Origin of the sequence: Mammaliicoccus sp. J-M41, from assembly GCF_022385935.1 — a bacterium.
Lineage (GTDB): Bacteria > Bacillota > Bacilli > Staphylococcales > Staphylococcaceae > Mammaliicoccus > Mammaliicoccus sciuri_A.
On record NZ_JAJNIR010000015.1, the window covers coordinates 1 to 19,679 of the forward strand.

The following is a 19,679-nucleotide window of genomic DNA, read 5'->3' on the forward strand; positions in this document are numbered from 1 at the left end:
CCCATGCCGAACACAGAAGTTAAGCTCTTTAGCGCCGATGGTAGTTGGGCTTACGTTCCGCGAGAGTAGGACGTTGCCGGGCAAATATTTAATTTTATTATTCCACAGTAGCTCAGTGGTAGAGCTATCGGCTGTTAACCGATCGGTCGTAGGTTCGAGTCCTACCTGTGGAGCCATGGCCCCTTGGTCAAGCGGTTAAGACACCGCCCTTTCACGGCGGTAACACGGGTTCGAATCCCGTAGGGGTCATTTTTTATGGAGAATTAGCTCAGCTGGGAGAGCATCTGCCTTACAAGCAGAGGGTCGGCGGTTCGAACCCGTCATTCTCCACCATTTAATTTAATAAGCTGGAGGGGTAGCGAAGTGGCTAAACGCGGCGGACTGTAAATCCGCTCCTTCGGGTTCGGCAGTTCGAATCTGCCCCCCTCCACCATTTTTGGGCTATAGCCAAGCGGTAAGGCAACGGACTTTGACTCCGTCACTCGCTGGTTCGAATCCAGCTAGCCCAGCCATTAAGAGCCATTAGCTCAGTTGGTAGAGCATCTGACTTTTAATCAGAGGGTCAGAGGTTCGAATCCTCTATGGCTCATAAGTAAGAGACATTAGTTAATCTAATGTCTCTTTTTTATTGATGAAAATATGCATAAAACGATGTATATACGTATAAATATTTGGAATATATTAATATTATCCACAAACCCTTATATAGCTTGATGTAAGTGCTTACATATACTAGAATATAATAGTAATGCAAATTAAGGGGGATTTGAAATTATGAAAAAGAGCATTGAAATAATCGGTGCACCAACTGCTTTTGGTCAAAGAAAATTAGGCGTTAATTTTGGACCAGATGCATTGAGATATGCTGGTTTGATTGAAAGAATAGAAAATATAGGTCACCATGTCATAGATAAAGGTAATGTAGAATCACCTAATATTGATATGAAAAAATATAAAAGCGAACAAGAAGGTTTAAGAAATTTAGATGAAGTAATTTCATTTTCAAATAACTTATATGAATCCGTAAATGAAACGATGAATAATGGTAACTTTCCATTAATTTTAGGTGGGGATCATTCATTATCAATTGGATCAATCGCTGGTATCAGTAAACACTATAGTAATCTCGGTGTTATTTGGTATGATGCACATGGAGATTTAAATACATTAGATTCTTCACCAAGTGGTAATATTCATGGAATGCCATTAAGAGTCTTAATAGGTGAAGGTAATGAAGAATTAATGAATATCGGTGGATATAAGAACAAAGTAAAACCTGAAAATATCGTTCTAATTGGCATGAGAGATTTAGATGATGGTGAAAAGGAATATATTAAAAAATCAGGTATACGTACATATACAATGGCAGATATAGATAAACTTGGCATGAATCAAGTTATATCTGAAACGATAGATTACTTAAAGGATAAAACGGATGGTGTACATCTTTCATTGGATGTTGATGCATTAGATCCAGTCGAAACGCCTGGTACGGGCACAACAGTACCAGGAGGCGCAACATATAGAGAAAGTCATTTAGCTATGGAGTTACTCCATGAGTCAAATTTAATCGTATCTGCTGATTTAGTCGAAGTAAATCCTCTAATCGATGAATATAATAAAACGGCTCACCAAGCAATTGGGTTAATGGGATCATTCTTTGGAGAGAAATTATTATAATTGACAATCATAGATAAAATATACTTTAATAAAGAAGTCTCTTTTATAGAGGCTTTTTTTGTTTTATATATAATTAAATTAACAATATATCTCAAAAATTGTTATAATAAGCACTAGGTAAATGAAACACGGAGGAGATACTATGCAGTTACCTGACATTTTTGGTGAATTAAGTGCCTTAAAAGTTATAACAGGTATACTTGATTTAATTATTGTATGGTATGTATTGTACTTAATTATAACTGTCGTTAAAGGTACAAAAGCGATACAACTATTAAAAGGTATATTTTTCATCATAATTGGTAGAACAGTAAGTAATTTTTTGAATTTGACGACTACTACGCTTTTATTTGATTTTGTATTGCAATGGGGATTTTTAGCAATCATTGTAATATTCCAACCAGAGTTTAGAAGAGCGTTGGAACAATTAGGGCGAGGAAGTCTATTTAAACGAGTAAATGTAGCGACATCAGCAGAACAAGAAAGGTTAACTGATAGTGTTGATAAAGCTGTTCAGTATATGGCTAAAAGAAGAATAGGTGCATTAATTGTATTCGAGAAAGAAACAGGTCTTCAAGACTACATAGAAACAGGTATACCTATTAATGCTGATATTTCTCAAGAATTACTCACAAATATTTTTATTCCAAATACACCATTACATGATGGTGCGATGATCATACGTGAACAAAAAATTGCTACAGCAGCAAGTTATTTGCCGTTATCTGACAGTCAAAAAATTTCTAAAAGTTTAGGAACGCGTCATAGAGCAGCTGTAGGGATTTCAGAAGTATCAGATGCATTTACAGTTGTAGTATCAGAAGAAACAGGTTCAATATCTGTAACAATTGATGGTCGATTAAGAAAAGAAATATCAAGTGAAGCCTTTAGAGAGTTACTAGTTGAGCATTGGTTTGGTTCTGTTCAAAACAGAAAGGATGTGAAGTAGATGCTAGAATCTAAATGGGGTTTACGATTTGTAGCTTTAATTTTAGCGCTACTCATGTTCTTATCAGTAAATAATGTGTTCGGTAGTTTGTTTTCGGAAAATGCTTTGAAAAGTTCAGATCATGTAATAGAAGATGTTCCGGTAGATACAATTTATAATACGAAAGAATTATATTTATCAGGAGCACCTAAAACTGTGGATGTAAAAGTTTCTGGTCCACAATCTACAATATTACAAGCTGAAAAATTATTGAATTTTAAAGTAGAATTGGATTTGAAAAACAAATCAGTAGGACAATATAAAGAAAACTTTAAAATTAAAGGACTTAGTGATGAACTTAAAGCGACAGTTGTGCCTAAAAGCGCAAATGTAACGTTACAAGACAAAGTTTCTAAAAAATATCCAATTGAAGCAGAGATTAACCAAAACAGAATTGCTTCTGGATATGAGCTAGTAGGAGAAACTGTTAATCCATCACAAGTAACGATTACAGGTGGACAAGAAGAACTTAATAAAATTGCTTATGTTAAAGCTACTTTAGATGAAACGAAGCAATTAACAGATGATACGACTGAAAAAGCGGGTATCAGTGTACTCGATAGCAATTTAAATAAACTAGACGTACAGATTAGACCAGATACTGTTAACGTCAATATTAAAGTTGCAAGATCTAGTAAAACTGTGATATTAAATCCTGTTACAAAAGGTAGTGCATCTAAAAATATAAATATTGATGATATTACTTTAGATAAAACCGAAGTTAAAATATATGGTTCGAGAAACGTTCTTGATGGTATAGGATCAATAGATGTACCTGTCGATATTTCAAATGTTGACGGTGATACATCTAAAAAAGTAAGTCTTAGCTTGCCTGATGGTGTGGACGAAGCAGAATTTAAAAATGTCGAAGCAAAAATAGAAACTTCTAAAAACTAATGGAATTAAAGGAGAATTATAATGGGCAAATATTTTGGTACAGATGGTGTTAGAGGTGTAGCTAATTCTGAGTTAACACCAGAAATCGCATTTAGATTAGGTAGATTTGGTGGTTATGTATTATCAAAGAAACATGGTAGTGAAAATCCTAAAGTATTAGTAGGTAGAGATACACGTGTTTCTGGCGAAATGTTAGAAGCAGCTCTAATCGCTGGTCTTTCATCAATTGGTGCAGAAGTCATGAGATTAGGTGTTATTTCAACTCCAGGTGTAGCTTATTTAACGAGAGAAGTGGATGCAGATTTAGGTGTTATGATCAGTGCGTCACACAATCCGGTAGCAGATAATGGAATTAAATTCTTTGGTCCAGATGGTTTCAAATTAACGGATGATGAAGAATTAGAAATTGAAAAGTTATTAGATTCTACAGAAGACAATTTACCAAGACCAACAGGTAACCAATTAAATCATATTTCTGATTACTTTGAAGGTGCTCAAAAATATATAAGCTATATTAAATCAACTGTTGATGGAGATTTAGATGGATTGAAAATTGTCCTAGATGGTGCACATGGTGCTACTTATTCTCTTGCGCCATATTTATTCGGTGATTTAGAAGCAACTAGCGAAACAATCGGTTGTAAGCCAGATGGTTATAATATTAACTTAAATGTTGGTTCTACACACCCAGAAGAATTAGCTAAAGCTGTTATTGAACATGGTGCAGACCTTGGTTTAGCTTTTGATGGTGATGGGGATAGAATCATTGCTGTAGATGATAAAGGACAAATCGTTGATGGTGACCAAATCATGTATGTGTTAGCTGAAGATATGGCACAAAATGGTGAATTAAAAGATAATATGGTCGTTTCAACAGTAATGAGTAATTTAGGTTTCTATAAAGCACTAGAAGAAAAAGGTATTAAATCTAACAAAACTAAAGTTGGAGATAGATATGTTGTAGAAGAAATGCGACGTGGTTTTTACAGCCTTGGTGGAGAGCAATCAGGTCATATCGTTATGATGGATTATAATACGACTGGTGATGGGTTACTGACTGGTGCGCATCTTGCAAGTATCGTTAAAAGATCAGGCAAAAGTTTAAGTGACTTAACAAGCAAAATGAAAAAATATCCACAAAAATTAGTAAACGTTAGAGTTTCTGATAAATATGGTGTTGAAGAAAATGCCAAAGTTTCTGAGATTATGACTAAAGTTGAAGTTGAAATGAATGGCGAAGGTCGTATATTAGTAAGACCATCAGGTACTGAACCACTTGTTCGTGTAATGGTTGAAGCTAAAACAGAAGAAGATGCTGAAAGATTTGTTAACAGCATTGCAGAAGTAGTAGAACAAGAGATGGGAATTGAATAAATATATTATTAATCTGAGACAACTTTTATGTGTCTCAGATTTTTTATTTTATTTATTACAACTGTTATTATTATATTTTTATGAGAAAATTGCACTAAATATAGTATTATAATTGCACAACATACAATTTCATTGTAGAATGAAGAGAGCTTTCTTAAGGAGGATTGTGAGGTTTATCGAAATAAGGAAACTTATAGCGCCTGAACAAAGAACATACGCGATTGAAGAGGCATGTATAATCAGATACATGCTGAATGAGTGTTATGAACTTTGTTGACGAGGAGGATAGTTATCGAATTATCGGCGGATGCTATCCCGGATGTGGCTCATTCGAAGTTCAATGTTTAAAGCATATAGGTGACTGTATGTCCAAAGCCATTGAAATAGCCATAAATTGAACAGAGTATTGAAAGCGACTAGACTAAAATTTTAAAAGTCTGACCGCTTATTTAAAATTGGAGGAATTTTGATTATGTGTGGAATAGTAGGATATATAGGTACAGCAAATGCTAAAGAATTATTACTTAGAGGATTAGAAAAATTAGAATATAGAGGTTATGATTCAGCTGGTATTGCTGTAAGAAATGAAGAAGAAATTAAAGTATTTAAAGAAAAAGGAAGAATTGCTGAATTACGTAAAGCAGCTTCTGATGACTTTGATGGAAATATTGGTATTGGACATACACGTTGGGCAACTCACGGTGTGCCAAACTATGAGAACGCTCACCCTCATCAATCAACATCAGGTCGTTTCACATTAGTACACAACGGTGTTATTGAAAACTATGAACAACTTAAAAATGAATTTTTATCAGGTATCACTTTTAAATCAGATACTGATACTGAAGTTATTGTTGAATTAATTGAACACTTCTCAAACGAAGGTTTAACTACAGAAGATGCTTTCAATAAAGTATTATCATTATTACACGGTTCATATGCATTAGGTTTATTAGATGAACAAGATGCTGACACAATCTATGTAGCTAAAAACAAATCACCATTATTAGTTGGTATCGGTGATGGATTTAACGTAATTGCTTCAGATGCAATTGCTATGTTAGCTGTAACAGATACTTATAAAGAATTAGTCGACAACGAAATTGTTATCGTAAAACGCGATGAAGTGATCATCAAAGACCAAGAAGGTAACGTAATCGAAAGAGATAGCTATAAAGCTGAAATCGATGCTTCAGACGTTGAAAAAGGTACTTACGATCACTACATGTTAAAAGAAATTCACGAACAACCAGGTGTTATGCGTAACATTATTCAAAATTACCAAGATGAAGAGGGTAACCTTAAAATCGATAAAGAAATTATTGAAGATGTTGCACAAGCAGATAGAATTTATATCGTTGCATGTGGTACAAGTTACCATGCTGGTTTAGTAGGTAAAGAATACATTGAAAAATGGGCAGGCGTTCCTACTGAAGTACATGTAGCTTCAGAGTTTGTTTACAACATGCCTTTATTATCTGAAAAACCATTATTCATCTTTATTTCACAATCAGGTGAAACAGCAGATAGCCGTGCAGTATTAGTAGAAGCTAAACGTTTAGGTCACAAAGCATTAACAATTACAAATGTACCAGGATCAACTTTATCTCGTGAAGCGGATCATACATTAATTTTACACGCTGGACCTGAAATCGCTGTTGCATCAACTAAAGCATATACAGCACAAATCGCAGTATTAGCAATTCTTTCTCAAGTAGTTGCGAATGCACATAACAAAAATACTGGCGTAGATATTATTCCTGAATTAGCGAAAGTAACAACTGCAATCACTGCAATTGTTGACGATGCGCCTAAAATGGAACAAATCGCTAAAGATTTCTTAGAAACAACACGTAACGCATTCTTTATTGGACGTACAATGGATTACTACGTAGGTCTTGAAGGTGCATTGAAACTTAAAGAAATTTCTTATATCCAAGCAGAAGGATTTGCTGGAGGAGAATTAAAACACGGTACAATTGCATTAATTGAAGAAGGTACACCAATCATTGCATTAGCTACACAAGAAAAAGTTAACTTATCAATTCGTGGTAACGTTAAAGAAGTTGTAGCACGTGGTGCTAATCCATGTATTATTTCTATGGAAGGTTTAGAACACGATCAAGATACGTATGTAATACCACACGTTCATGAAATGTTATCACCACTTGTATCAGTAATCACATTACAATTAATCTCTTACTACGCTGCATTACACAGAGGTTGTGACGTAGATAAACCACGTAACTTAGCTAAATCAGTTACAGTTGAATAGATTGATGTTGAACACCTGAGCTACTCGCTCAGGTGTTTTTTTGTAAATTTTGAATATATTATATATGGTTAGGCGTGTATGATGGCAGTAGTAACAAAAGTCGGAGGAATTGTAACTAAGGAGGTCCATGTCCATAGTAACAAAAGTCTGGAGAATTGTAACTAAGGGGGTCTATAGTAACAAAAGTCTGGGGAATTGTAACTAAGGCAGCCCATAGTAACAAAAGCCCGTGGAAATGTAACTAAGGTGGCCCATAACATATTAACAAACTTTCTCTATTCAACAGCGCATATAATTTTTGTTGAGCTTTTATATTGAAAAATATACTATAGGGGGGTATAGTATTAATTGAAGAGAGGAAGTGATTGTATGAGTGAATATTTACATGAACATACTGTAACACCTAGAACTAAAGAGGAAAAAGATAAAGTGATCAATAGACTAAAACGTATTGAGGGTCAAGTGCGTGGTATTCAAAGTATGGTTGAGGAAGATAGATATTGTGTGGATATATTAGTTCAAATTAGTGCGATACAGTCTGCTTTAAAAAATGTTGGATTTGCGGTAACGGAAAGACATATTAAACATTGTGTGACGGATGCTATTCAAAATGGTGAAGGCGAAGAAACAATAGATGAATTAATGAGTGTACTTAAACAATTTTCTAAGTAAGGAGGTAAACGAAATGAGTGAATCTAAACATGTTACTGTTGGTGTAACGGGTATGACATGTGCAGCATGTTCCAATCGTATTGAAAAAGTGTTAAACAGAATGGATGGCGTTGATGCTCAAGTGAATTTATCAACTGAGAAAGCATCCATCACTTTCAATAATGACGCTACAAATTTATCGGATGTTACAAATAAAATTGAAAATCTCGGATACGGTGTCTTAACTGAAAAGGCTGAATTAGATGTCTATGGTATGACGTGTGCAGCATGTTCTAACCGTATTGAGAAAGTACTCAATCGACAAGAAGGTATCACACAAGCAACAGTTAATTTAACGACTGAACAAGCTAATGTCGAATACAATCCTGAAATTATAGATGTTAAAAGTATTATTAATAAAATTAAAAATTTAGGCTATGACGCTGCTACTAAAAGTGATGTTCAAAATCAAACAACGCATAAAGAACAAGAAGTACAAAAAATGAAAACTAAACTGATTATTTCTGCTATTTTATCGTTGCCACTTTTATTGACGATGTTTGTGCATTTATTTAATATGCCTATGCCTCATATCTTAATGAATCCTTGGTTTCAATTTATACTAGCAACACCTGTTCAATTTATCATTGGCTGGCAGTTCTATGTTGGCGCTTATAAGAACTTGAAAAATGGTGGTGCTAATATGGATGTATTAGTGGCATTAGGAACAAGTGCAGCATATTTTTATAGTTTATATGAAGCTATCAAAACAATTGGTAATCCATCTTATATGCCGCATTTATATTTTGAAACAAGTGCAGTGTTAATTACTTTAATCTTGTTTGGGAAATATTTAGAAAAACGCGCTAAAAGTCAAACAACGAATTCTTTATCATCTTTATTAAATTTACAAGCTAAAGAAGCAAGAGTTATTCGTGATAATAAAGAGATCATGATACCTATTGATGATGTCGTTGTCGGTGATATATTGAACATCAAACCAGGTGAAAAGATACCGGTGGACGGTATTATTGAAAAAGGGCGTACATCAATAGATGAATCTATGATTACAGGTGAATCTATTCCTGTTGAAAAAACGATAAATGAAGAAGTCATTGGTTCAACGATTAATAAGAATGGTTTAATTCATGTAAAAGCAACAAAAGTAGGTGAAGATACGGCACTTGCTTCTATTGTTAAAATTGTAGAAGAAGCGCAAGGATCTAAAGCACCTATCCAAAGACTAGCAGATGTTATTTCTGGTTATTTCGTTCCGATTGTTGTTGGGTTATCAATCTTAACATTTATCATATGGCTAACATTAGTAGATCCAGGTCAGTTTGAACGTGCATTAGTAGCAGCAATTGCTGTGATTGTCATTGCTTGTCCATGTGCGCTTGGATTAGCTACACCAACATCCATTATGGTTGGTACGGGTAAAGCTGCCGAGAATGGCATATTATTCAAAGGTGGCGAACATTTAGAACGTACACACCAATTAAATACAATCGTGCTAGATAAGACTGGTACAATTACAAAAGGTAAACCTGAAGTTACGGATTATACTGGTGACGTAGAAACACTCAGTCTATTAGCAAGTGCAGAAAAAGGTTCAGAACACCCTCTTGCTGAAGCAATTGTTGCATACGCTACAGAACAAGAAGTCGCATTAAATGATGTAGACGATTTTAATGCAATACCTGGATATGGTATTCAAGCAACTATACAGAATAAAGAAATATTAGTCGGCAATCGAAAATTAATGACAAGACATGGTATCGAAACGACATCATTTGAACAAGACATGTCTAATTTAGAACAAGAAGGTAAAACAGCTATGTTAGTTGCTGTTGATCGTACATTTAAAGGTATTGTCGCAGTTGCGGATACAATTAAAGAAAGTGCACCAGAAGCGATTAAACTGCTTCAAGATGAAGGCTTAGAAGTCGTGATGCTTACTGGTGATAACGAAAGAACAGCTCAGGCTATCGCAAATCAAGTAGGTATTCAAAAAGTCATTTCTGAAGTATTACCAAATGAAAAAGCTGATAAAATTAAAGAAATTCAAAGTACTGGCAAAAAGGTTGCAATGGTCGGTGATGGAGTTAATGATGCGCCAGCGTTAGCAATATCAGATATTGGTATCGCAATTGGGACTGGCACTGAAGTTGCGATTGAAGCGGCAGATGTAACAATTCTTGGTGGAGAATTATTACTTATCCCAAAAGCAATTAAAATAAGTCATGCAACAATTAAAAATATTAAACAAAACTTATTCTGGGCATTCGGCTATAATACAGCAGGCATACCAATTGCTGCAATAGGTATTCTAGCGCCTTGGGTTGCAGGTGCTGCAATGGCATTAAGCTCTGTAAGTGTCGTAACAAATGCATTAAGATTAAAAAAAGTTAAATTATAAATACTTCATTCACACTCATATATAAATGGGTGTGAATTTTTTTATGAATCATTTTATTGTAAAATAAAAAGTAATGACAATGCATATAAATAAAAATTGTCATGTTCATACTTAAGTCTTACACTTATTCAGCGTTATATATTATATAATTAAGTTTCATCATTATGTTTTATTTATTATTATTGAGAGTTTTTATTTACAAAGCAATAAAATGAGAAAGATATCAACTTAAAGGAGCAAATTAATGGAGAGTTGGATTACAAGTGTAATGGAACAATTTGGCTATTTTGGTATTGCCTTATTGATATTATTGGAAAATGTTTTCCCACCCATACCATCAGAGGTTATTTTAACATTTGGAGGTTTCATGACAACGAAGTCAGATCTAACAGTCTTAGGTGTAGTCGTTGCATCTACAATAGGTTCTGTAGGCGGTGCGGTCATATTATATTGGATTGGTCGTATTCTAAATGTTGAAAGAATCGAAAGAATTATCGAGAAATGGGGTAAATATCTTAGGTTAACGAAAGAAGATGTAAGAAAAGCGGATGCTTGGTTCGATAAATATGGACCATGGACTGTATTCTTCTGTAGATTTATTCCACTTATTCGAAGTTTAATATCCGTTCCGGCTGGTATGAGCGGTATGAATCAATGGTTATTTTTAGTATTAACGACAATTGGTACATTGATATGGAATTTAGTATTAGTACTGGTAGGTGCTAAAGTAGGAGATAATTGGCATCAAATCGTCAATTATATGGATGTTTATTCTAACTTTATGTACGCAGTTATTGCAATTGGTATAATTGTATTTGGCATTTGGTTTATTAGGAAGAAGAAAGTTTCATAACTTAAACAATGAAGGTGATACAATGATAACTTTATGTGAGCAGTTAAATGATAGACATTATGAATTATTAGCTTTAGCAGATGACAATCAACATGCTGTTAGTGATTATGCTTCTAGAGGTCAAGTATATGTTTATCAACAAGATCATCAAGATATCGGAATTGCAGTTGGGTTATTAACGAGACCCAATACATATGAGTTAGTTAATTTAGCAGTTGATCCTCAATTTCAAAATCAAGGTATAGGGAAATTATTAATTGACCATTTGATTAATGAAGCGAGAAAATTACATTGTCATACAATAACTGTTGGAACAGGTAACTCAGGTATTGGGCAATTGAAACTTTATCAACAAGCTGGATTTAGAATGAAATCAATAGATATTGATTATTTTGTAAAGTATTACGAAGAACATATCTTTGAGAATGGTATACAATGCAAAGATATGGTGAGATTAGAGATGGAATTATAATAAAATGGCCTATACGGATTCAATGTAAAATTGTATCGTATAGGTTTTTTTACTTTTCAAAACAAAGTAGTATACTTTTTATAGTATATAAAGTATACTATAGTTAACTAATAAATAAGAAGAGGTGCAAGTTATGTTTCATGGTAAAGATGCAAATTTAGTTAAAGGCATTACATTAAATGTTAAAGATTTAGAAAAAATGACAGTATTTTACGACAGTATTCTAGGATTAAATATAAAAAGTAAAGATGACAAACAAACAGTATTTGAGATTGGTAACTCAGGTCATACTATTACATTAAATTTATTAGTAGATGGTAGAGAACCAAGTATGAGAGAAGCTGGATTATTCCATCTAGCAATATTATTACCAACAACTGCTGATTTAGCAGACTTTTTATTACATGCTTCAAGATTAAATGTAAGATTAGGTGCTGGGGACCATATCGTGTCAGAAGCATTGTATTTAAATGATCCAGAAGGCAATGGTTTAGAAATTTATAGAGATAGAGATCCAGAAACTTGGGTATGGAATGATGGCAATGTCAATATGGATACACATGAGGTAGACGCAGAAGCTTTAGTCAAACATGCATCAACTGAAGGTTGGAACGGTATGCCTGAAGGTGCTAAGATTGGACACTTACATTTAAAAACAAGCAACATCAATGAAAGCAAAGATTTTTATATTGATACATTAGGATTAAAAATTGTTGTAGGTAACTTCCCTAATGCATTATTCATGTCAACGAAAGATTACCATCACCATATTGCAATTAATACTTGGCAATCTAATAAAAAACGCGAAGATTTAGATCATAGTTACGGACTTGCCAATATTGATATGCAAATACCGAACAGAGCATCTGAAGTATTGATTTCACCAGATGGATTAAGATTCGATATTAATCCAGAATAATCATTATAAAATTAAGCCTTCCTATCCTATCATCTTTAATATAAGAGATGTTTCATGTACAATAAGTGAATATTCTAAATTCTTATATTAAAGGGGATGTAAGTATGCTTCTTGATTTGAAACATATTAATTGGATTAGAGAAGGCAAATACATATTAAAAGATATTTCTTGGGAAATAGTAGATGGAGAACACTGGGTCTTGTACGGATTAAATGGTGCTGGTAAATCTACCATTCTCGATATTATTAACGCATATACAGCACCATCATCTGGTGAATTTGAAATACTAGACATGAAACAAGGAAGACCAGGTTATTCTGCTGATGCTATTAGAAGGCAAATTGGTTATGTTTCATCATCTTTATTTAAGAAAATGAGACAACAGGACAATGCTTATACAACTGTTATTAGTGGTGCTTATGCGTCAATTGGTGTTTATGAAGAACCTACTGAAGAAATTAAAGAAAAAGCGAAACATATTTGTGAAACGCTAGGTATTACACATTATATAAATAGAAGGTTTGAAACGCTATCTCAAGGAGAACAAACGCGCGTATTGATAGGTAGAGCGTTAATGTCAGAACTGAGGTTGCTTATTCTTGATGAACCAACTAATGGATTAGACTTTGTAGCACGTGAAGATCTGTTAGAAAGAATTGAGTATATCGGTCAAGATAGTAATAGACCAACGATTATTTATGTGACACATCATTTAGAAGAAGTCTTACCAATCTTTAAAAACATACTTTTATTGAAAAATGGAGAAGTATTCCAATCAGGTGATATTCATTCGCTATTAAATAGTGATAATATGAGTAACTTATTTGGAATTGATGTGGATGTTACATTTAAAAATGATAGACCAATTTTATCTAAAAAGTAATATGCATTTTAAAAAATTGCCTTTATGTTGTGAGCATGAAATAATAGACATTGATAAATGATATGGAGGATTCAACATGACGATTCAAGCAGTTTTTTTAGATATGGATGGGACAATTTTAAATGAAGACAACAGAGTAACGAATCATACAAATGATGTTATTCAAGAAGTTAGACAAAAAGGCATTAAAGTATTTATTGCGACAGGAAGAGCATATGATGAAATTCCATATTTAGTACCAGAGAATTTTGAAGTTGATGGTATTTTATCTTCAAATGGTGCAGTAGGATATATTAATGGAGAAGAAATATTTAAACACCAACTGCCTATGGAAACAGTGCGTAAACTTGTAGATTTAGCAGAACAACATCAAATTTATTATGAGCTATTTCCATACTATAAAAATCGTATCGCCTTAAAACGTGATAAAACGTTATTACTTTCTGAAATCCAAACAGATGAATTGGGAGATGTAGAACGTAACGAATGGAAATCTCGACAAGAAGCTTTAAGTGAAAAAATCAATTGGGTTGATGAAATACCTGAAGATGCTTATTCTAAATTTTATTTCTTCAAAAAATACGAGTCAGAAATTAAAAAATGGGAAGAACTTATCGTACCTATGAAAGAAGAATTAGATATTTCAATCTCTCATTCAACAACTTGTAATTTAGAAACGATGCCTACAGGCGTTAACAAAGCAACAGCTATTCAAGCTACTTTAGACTATTTAGGAATTGCAGATGATACTGAAACGTTTGCGATTGGTGATAGTGATAATGATAGACAAATGCTCGAATTTGTAGATAATCCAATTGTGATGAAAAATGCACCTGATCATATTAAAGCGTTAGGTAGTGAAGTTACGAGACGTACAAATGTAGAAAATGGTGTCGCTGACTTTTTAAGTCAAAAGTTTTTAATTAATTAAATCAATATATGAAACCATGTCCGATATAAAGGAGCATGGTTTTATTTTATGAACAATAAGGTTGTTAGCAATATATTTTATGTGATTGTTTTATATACATTTGGATATAATACAATGAGTGATGTTTTAAAGGGGTGATGAAATGATTAAAACAGTAGTTTATGACTTATATGGCACGCTTTTTGATATAGATAGTGTGAGAGAAAAATGTGAAAAGTTATTCCCGGGAAATGGAGATAGAATTGCTAAAGCATGGCGATATAAACTAATTGAGTACACACAAGTGAGACAATTAGTGGATGAATATAAACCATTTAGTAAAGTGATTCGTGATTCACTTGAGTACGTACTCAGCAGAAATGATTTTGATTACTCATTGAAAGAAATTAACGAATGTATGGCAGCATATAATCAATTAACGCCATTTCCAGAAGTTGCGCACACATTAAAAGAATTATCAGAAGTTGATCAAATCATATTTAGTAATGGTAATAAAGAAATGATAGAACAAGTATTAGATTATTCAAATATCAAGAGTTACTTTAAGTTTATCTTGTCTCTTGAAGAGTTTGGGGTGTATAAACCAGATTCTAATGGATACGCTTTGTTAGAAGAAAATATTCCATATAATAAAGATGAAGTACTATTTGTATCATCAAATAAATGGGATATTGTTGGCGCACAAAAGTTTGGATTTCAAACGGCATGGGTTAATCGTAACTTTAGTGATTTTGAATATATAGAGGTTAAACCCGACTTTGAATTACAATCTTTATATAGTATTAAAGATTTAATATAAAAAAAGCGCTCAATCTATTGAATCTAGATTGAGCGCTTTATATGTAATCAATTAGGATTACTGGTTATTTGGAGGGTAAAGTGCATTTTTATTTTTATGATAGAAGTTCATTACACTTCCGTAAATGAAGTATGAAACAATAAACATAAAGATAAAGTACACAATATATCCAAGTACCGCGAATATAACTTGTAATACTGCTGGCATAAATGAAACAACAACTGCAACAACGATACCAATAATAGCTAAAACAATATATGCAACAACAACATAAAGTAAGTTACTGAATAATAATTTCCAAGCATTATTAGGACCTTTACTTGTAATATTCCAACCAATTGAGAATTTAGTGAATGTTGGTAACGATCTTTGATCAATATGAACAAGTACTGTGTTCATAATAAATATCACTACATAATATAATGGAATAAACACTGCGAATAGAACTAAAATCATAAATAACATGATAATTACAAATGATATAGACATTGCGCCGAAAGCTTCACTTGAACCGCTTGGTTGCATAATAGCCATAGATGTTCCGAATATTGCAAAGAAGATTAGTTCAACAACTAATACGACAATATAAATCGCTATGTACATTGCAACACTGATAACACCTATAATAACTGTAAGTTTTAATGTTTTAACGTAGTTTCCTTTTCGTAAGAACATAAATAAATCACTAAAGTTTGGCCCAATACCTAAGTCTGTATCTTTATAGTATTTAATCATGCCATAAGCTAAAGGAATTAAAACAAAGATATATAAACCAAGTGTTAATAAAAAGCCGAGTACCATAGTGACAAAGAATATTGCTAATCCTCCGCCAGAAGGTTCACCTGAGAAGTCTTGTGATGAAGCGAGTGAGACACCACCGATTAAGAATAATACACCCGGTATTAACATTATGAGAACCATAACGATTGATGCTAAAATAGAAAATAGAATAGTTTTTAAATGGAATCCCTGTCCATTTCTAAAGTAATCCAATTGGAACTTGAACATATGATTCACCTCTTGTCTTTTTGTATCATTAGGGTACCATAAAAAACTATGTAAATGTCATTTAATTGTCAAAAACTTTCTTGCATTTGTGAATTTTTCAAAAAAGTTATAAGCACTTTATTTGATATCCTACGTTTTAACTCATATATTTGAGGTACATTAGTTATAGGAGTGAGCTATGAAAAAGTTATTCCGCTTCATCGTTTACCTTGCAACATGGGTCGCTATTATTACCATGGTTATGCTTTTTAAAAGCCAAGGTGGATTCGATTTATTAAATCATTATGTTGAAGACGTAAAGAAGCAGATGAAAGAAAAAGAAGTAGCGATTCGTACGGAACAAATTAAAAAGAATGATAAAACAGATGACCGTTCACTTGGTAATTACTATCAAGAAGGTCAATGTACATTTTATGTATTTGAAGAAAGATTGAAAATTGATAAAAAAATTAGTTCATCATGGGGTGACGCTAAACATTGGGATGACCGTGCAAAAGAAGAAGGCTATAAAGTAAACGGACAACCTAGTGAAGGCTCAATCTTACAAACAGATTATGGTGAACTAGGGCACGTCGCAATAGTTGAAGAAGTAAAAAATGATGGTTCAATTGTTGTTTCTGATATGAACTATAAAAAGCCATATGAAGTGACTTCAAGGTTAATCACGCCAGATAGATTACACAACTATCGTTTTATACATGAAAAAATTTAAAGGAGTGTTTTATAATGAAGATTTTCGTAATAGGTGCTAATGGACAAATAGGAAGACATTTAGTTAAAGATTTAGTAGCAGAAGGCAATGAAGTTGTTGCAGGTATTAGAAAAAACAGTCAAGCAAGTTTCTTTGAAGACTTAGGTGCAACAACAGCACCACTAGATCTTGAATATGACGATATCAATGACATTTCTGAAAAAATAAAAGATGCAGATAAAGTTGTGTTTACAGCAGGTTCAGGTGGACATACTGGTGCAGACCAAACAATTATTATAGACTTAGACGGCGCAGTTAAATCTATTGAAGCAAGTAAAATAGCAGGTACGAAACATTTTGTAATGGTATCTTCATTTGATACAAGAAGATCAGCTTTTGAAGGAGATTTAAAACCTTACACAATAGCTAAACACTATGCAGATGAACATTTAAGAAATGCTAATATACCATATACAATCGTTCACCCTGGTGCATTAACAAATGATGATGCTATAGGAACAGTTACATTAGCTGAAGAAGTAGAACGTGGTAAAATACCTCGTAAAGATGTAGCGACTGTCTTGGTTGAAGTATTAAACAATGATGAGAAAATTGGTCAAGAATTCCAAGTCGTTTCAGGAGATGTTGAAATTAAAGAAGCGGTTGATCAATTTAATCAATAATCATAAAGGAGTCTTATGATGGTTAAATTCGCAATTTTGACAGATATACATGGAAATATCGATGCATTAAACGCGGTACTTTCAGATATCGATAATCGCACGGATATAGATCACATTTATAACTTAGGTGATAATATTGGTGTTGGCCATTGTACAAACGAAGTTCTTGAAGCAGTTACAAGCAGAAAAGATATGACATACATTGCAGGTAATCACGATGAAGCGATTATGTCAGTCGTTAACAACGAACCATATCCAGAAAGTTTGAAAAGTAAGTTCTATGAACATCATCAATGGATAGTAGAACATTTAGATAGTAAATATTATACCTTTTTAAATGAACTTAAACGTGAAGTTACAAAAGAAATAGACGGTTTAAAATTTTATTTCACACATTATCGAATACTCGAAGAAAATATGGATAAGCATATTAGTGAAGATCCATTTGAACCAATCGTAGATCCTTCGTTAGAACATGTACACGGATTATTTAACGGCGTAGATGCAGATTTTGTTACATTCGGACATAATCACGTGTTACATCACTTTGATGATATAGAAACAATATATTTTAATCCAGGATCAGTAGGGTTAAATAACGGTGCATACGCTGTGTATGGCATTGTAGAAGTTAAAGATGGTGCCATAAACGTAGAAAGAGTCAAAGTACCTTATGATAATCAACCATTCTTAGAAGGATTTGATGATAAGAAAGTACCAGGCAAACAATTAATATTTGAATCATTCATATAGAAGAAAACAGCCACAACATTGATGTTGTGGCTGTTTTTTTAATGTACGTGTTCTGTTTTTTTAATGTACGTGTTCTGTTTGTTCCATGCAACAGAGTAGGGAACTGTCATGCTGATGATCTGGTGTTTCTAATTGGATTGTTGCGTGATGTATAGATTTATGAATAAGTTTATGATTGATTTCTTCTATTATACTGTCGCATTCCTCCACAGTCTTATCTTTATCTACAACTGCATGACAACTTAAGGCTGTTAAATCACTTGTAATGGACCATATGTGCAAATCATGTACTTCTATTATATCTGGGTGCGACTTGATCGTTTCAGATATTTCATGAACATCGATATTTGATGGAGTGCCTTCCATCAGTACATTTAATGCAGACTTCGTAACACCATATCCGCTTCTAATAATTAATAGTGCCACAATAACACTTGCTATTGGGTCAGCTAATTTCCAACCGAATGCAATCATAATGAGTGCTGCTACGATTGCGCCAACTGAACCTAATAAATCTCCGAGTACATGAATGAATGCACCACGCATATTTAAGTTGTCTTTCGTATCAGACCCTTTAAACATTAACCAAGCTATGAAAATATTAACAAGTAAACCGATTGTACTTATGATTAACATGCCTGTGGAAGCGACTTCTGGCGGATCTATAAATCTAGAAATAGCTTCATAAAAGATATATATACTAATAGCAATTAACAAGACACCATTAATTAAAGCTGCTAAAATTTCAAATCTCTTGTAGCCATATGTCTTATTCTTATTGGAAACACGTTCACCGAATTTAAATGCCATTAATGCAATAAAGAGTGAAATGGCGTCGCTTAGCATATGTCCAGCATCTGATAGTAAAGCTAAACTATTTGTAATATATCCACCAATCACTTCTACTATCATAAATACGGCAATGATAATAAATGAAATGAGTAGTATTTTTTTATTATTTGTATGAACATGGTTGTGGTCATGTCCATGATGTTCATGTCCCATGAAAACACCTCCTAAATTGTTAATGTTTGGCATGCTCGATGGCTTGTTTTAATAATAAGATAACGTGATCATCATCGATTGAGTAATAAATACTTTTACCTTCACGTTCAAATTTAACAAGTCTAAGATTCTTTAAAAATCTTAATTGGTGCGACACGGAAGATTGACTGAGTGAAAGTGTTTCAGCTATACAACCTACAGAATGTCTTCCGGTACATAATAAATGTAATATCTTTACGCGAGTTGGATCGCTTAATGCTTTAAAAGTTTGTGATACAAGTAATAGTGTTTCATCATCTAAAATAGTATTTGTAGTCATATTATTCTCCTAACATATGAATATATGTTCATATGTTAATCTTATTAAAATTTATGGTATCTGTCAAATCATTATAAA

The 19,679-nt window shown here is 33.2% G+C and carries 19 protein-coding genes, 6 tRNA genes and 1 rRNA gene; 23 read left to right on the plus strand and 3 right to left on the minus strand.

The window, feature by feature from the left end; translation table 11 throughout:
* The 20 genes from rrf to LQ686_RS07410 all read left to right on the plus strand — a co-directional run.
* Nucleotides 1-82 (plus strand): 5S ribosomal RNA (gene rrf, locus LQ686_RS14350); the annotation flags it as partial.
* Nucleotides 83-101: 19 nt separating this feature from the next.
* Nucleotides 102-176, plus strand: a tRNA-Asn gene (locus LQ686_RS07320).
* Between the two features lies 1 nt (nt 177).
* Nucleotides 178-249: transfer RNA gene (locus LQ686_RS07325), tRNA-Glu, on the plus strand.
* Nucleotides 250-257: 8 nt separating this feature from the next.
* Nucleotides 258-333: transfer RNA gene (locus tag LQ686_RS07330), tRNA-Val, on the plus strand.
* A 16-nt stretch (nt 334-349) separates the two neighbouring features.
* A tRNA-Tyr gene (locus tag LQ686_RS07335) sits at nt 350-433 on the plus strand.
* A 4-nt stretch (nt 434-437) separates the two neighbouring features.
* Nucleotides 438-512 (plus strand) — tRNA-Gln (locus LQ686_RS07340).
* A gap of 4 nt (nt 513-516) precedes the next feature.
* A tRNA-Lys gene (locus tag LQ686_RS07345) sits at nt 517-589 on the plus strand.
* A gap of 185 nt (nt 590-774) precedes the next feature.
* Nucleotides 775-1,680: an arginase gene (rocF, locus tag LQ686_RS07350; RefSeq protein WP_107565389.1), complete on the plus strand. Its 906-nt coding sequence runs from the start codon at nt 775-777 to the stop codon at nt 1,678-1,680.
* A 142-nt stretch (nt 1,681-1,822) separates the two neighbouring features.
* A complete protein-coding gene (gene cdaA, locus LQ686_RS07355) occupies nt 1,823-2,629 on the plus strand; it encodes a diadenylate cyclase CdaA (protein WP_025907437.1) in 807 nt (268 codons plus the stop codon).
* The gene (locus tag LQ686_RS07360; RefSeq protein WP_239733243.1) at nt 2,630-3,565 is read left to right on the plus strand and encodes a CdaR family protein; all 936 of its coding nucleotides are present in this window, start codon (nt 2,630-2,632) and stop codon (nt 3,563-3,565) included. It begins immediately after the preceding gene.
* 21 nt (nt 3,566-3,586) lie between these two features.
* Complete coding sequence (glmM, locus tag LQ686_RS07365; protein ID WP_239733244.1) at nt 3,587-4,939, plus strand: phosphoglucosamine mutase; 1,353 nt, start codon at nt 3,587-3,589, stop codon at nt 4,937-4,939.
* 472 nt (nt 4,940-5,411) lie between these two features.
* The gene (gene glmS / locus LQ686_RS07370; RefSeq protein WP_025907431.1) at nt 5,412-7,214 is read left to right on the plus strand and encodes a glutamine--fructose-6-phosphate transaminase (isomerizing); all 1,803 of its coding nucleotides are present in this window, start codon (nt 5,412-5,414) and stop codon (nt 7,212-7,214) included.
* Nucleotides 7,215-7,583: 369 nt separating this feature from the next.
* The gene (locus tag LQ686_RS07375; RefSeq protein WP_025907429.1) at nt 7,584-7,886 is read left to right on the plus strand and encodes a metal-sensing transcriptional repressor; all 303 of its coding nucleotides are present in this window, start codon (nt 7,584-7,586) and stop codon (nt 7,884-7,886) included.
* A gap of 13 nt (nt 7,887-7,899) precedes the next feature.
* Complete coding sequence (locus tag LQ686_RS07380; protein WP_107565391.1) at nt 7,900-10,284, plus strand: heavy metal translocating P-type ATPase; 2,385 nt, start codon at nt 7,900-7,902, stop codon at nt 10,282-10,284.
* A 244-nt stretch (nt 10,285-10,528) separates the two neighbouring features.
* A complete protein-coding gene (locus tag LQ686_RS07385) occupies nt 10,529-11,137 on the plus strand; it encodes a DedA family protein (protein ID WP_025907425.1) in 609 nt (202 codons plus the stop codon).
* Between the two features lie 22 nt (nt 11,138-11,159).
* Nucleotides 11,160-11,609: a GNAT family N-acetyltransferase gene (locus LQ686_RS07390; RefSeq protein ID WP_025907422.1), complete on the plus strand. Its 450-nt coding sequence runs from the start codon at nt 11,160-11,162 to the stop codon at nt 11,607-11,609.
* Between the two features lie 133 nt (nt 11,610-11,742).
* Nucleotides 11,743-12,528 carry a VOC family protein gene (locus tag LQ686_RS07395; RefSeq protein WP_037560313.1) on the plus strand — a complete coding sequence of 262 codons (786 nt, stop codon included), beginning with the start codon at nt 11,743-11,745 and terminating at the stop codon, nt 12,526-12,528.
* Nucleotides 12,529-12,632: 104 nt separating this feature from the next.
* Nucleotides 12,633-13,412 (plus strand): ABC transporter ATP-binding protein, encoded by a 780-nt coding sequence (locus LQ686_RS07400; protein ID WP_239733245.1) that lies wholly within the window; start codon nt 12,633-12,635, stop codon nt 13,410-13,412.
* Nucleotides 13,413-13,488: 76 nt separating this feature from the next.
* On the plus strand, nt 13,489-14,343 hold the full coding sequence (locus LQ686_RS07405; RefSeq protein WP_107565393.1) for a Cof-type HAD-IIB family hydrolase: 855 nt from the start codon (nt 13,489-13,491) through the stop codon (nt 14,341-14,343).
* Nucleotides 14,344-14,485: 142 nt separating this feature from the next.
* Complete coding sequence (locus LQ686_RS07410) at nt 14,486-15,142, plus strand: haloacid dehalogenase type II (RefSeq protein ID WP_239733246.1); 657 nt, start codon at nt 14,486-14,488, stop codon at nt 15,140-15,142.
* Between the two features lie 57 nt (nt 15,143-15,199).
* Here the strand turns inward: LQ686_RS07410 and LQ686_RS07415 are convergent, their stop codons facing one another.
* Complete coding sequence (locus LQ686_RS07415) at nt 15,200-16,150, minus strand: hypothetical protein (RefSeq protein ID WP_025907415.1); 951 nt, start codon at nt 16,148-16,150, stop codon at nt 15,200-15,202.
* Between the two features lie 178 nt (nt 16,151-16,328).
* Here LQ686_RS07415 and LQ686_RS07420 point away from each other — a divergent pair, with 178 nt between their 5' ends.
* Genes LQ686_RS07420 through LQ686_RS07430 form a run of 3 tightly spaced genes read left to right on the plus strand, consistent with a single transcriptional unit; the run spans nt 16,329 to nt 18,277 of the window.
* Nucleotides 16,329-16,862, plus strand: coding sequence for a CHAP domain-containing protein (locus LQ686_RS07420; protein WP_025907412.1), 534 nt, complete (start codon nt 16,329-16,331; stop codon nt 16,860-16,862).
* 14 nt (nt 16,863-16,876) lie between these two features.
* Nucleotides 16,877-17,524, plus strand: a complete 648-nt coding sequence (locus LQ686_RS07425; RefSeq protein WP_025907410.1) for an SDR family oxidoreductase — start codon at nt 16,877-16,879, stop codon at nt 17,522-17,524.
* Between the two features lie 18 nt (nt 17,525-17,542).
* Nucleotides 17,543-18,277 (plus strand): metallophosphoesterase family protein, encoded by a 735-nt coding sequence (locus tag LQ686_RS07430; RefSeq protein WP_107565394.1) that lies wholly within the window; start codon nt 17,543-17,545, stop codon nt 18,275-18,277.
* A gap of 60 nt (nt 18,278-18,337) precedes the next feature.
* Here the strand turns inward: LQ686_RS07430 and LQ686_RS07435 are convergent, their stop codons facing one another.
* Complete coding sequence (locus LQ686_RS07435) at nt 18,338-19,282, minus strand: cation diffusion facilitator family transporter (protein ID WP_025907406.1); 945 nt, start codon at nt 19,280-19,282, stop codon at nt 18,338-18,340.
* 19 nt (nt 19,283-19,301) lie between these two features.
* Nucleotides 19,302-19,601 (minus strand): ArsR/SmtB family transcription factor, encoded by a 300-nt coding sequence (locus LQ686_RS07440; RefSeq protein WP_025907403.1) that lies wholly within the window; start codon nt 19,599-19,601, stop codon nt 19,302-19,304.
* Between the last annotated feature and the right edge of the window lie 78 nt (nt 19,602-19,679).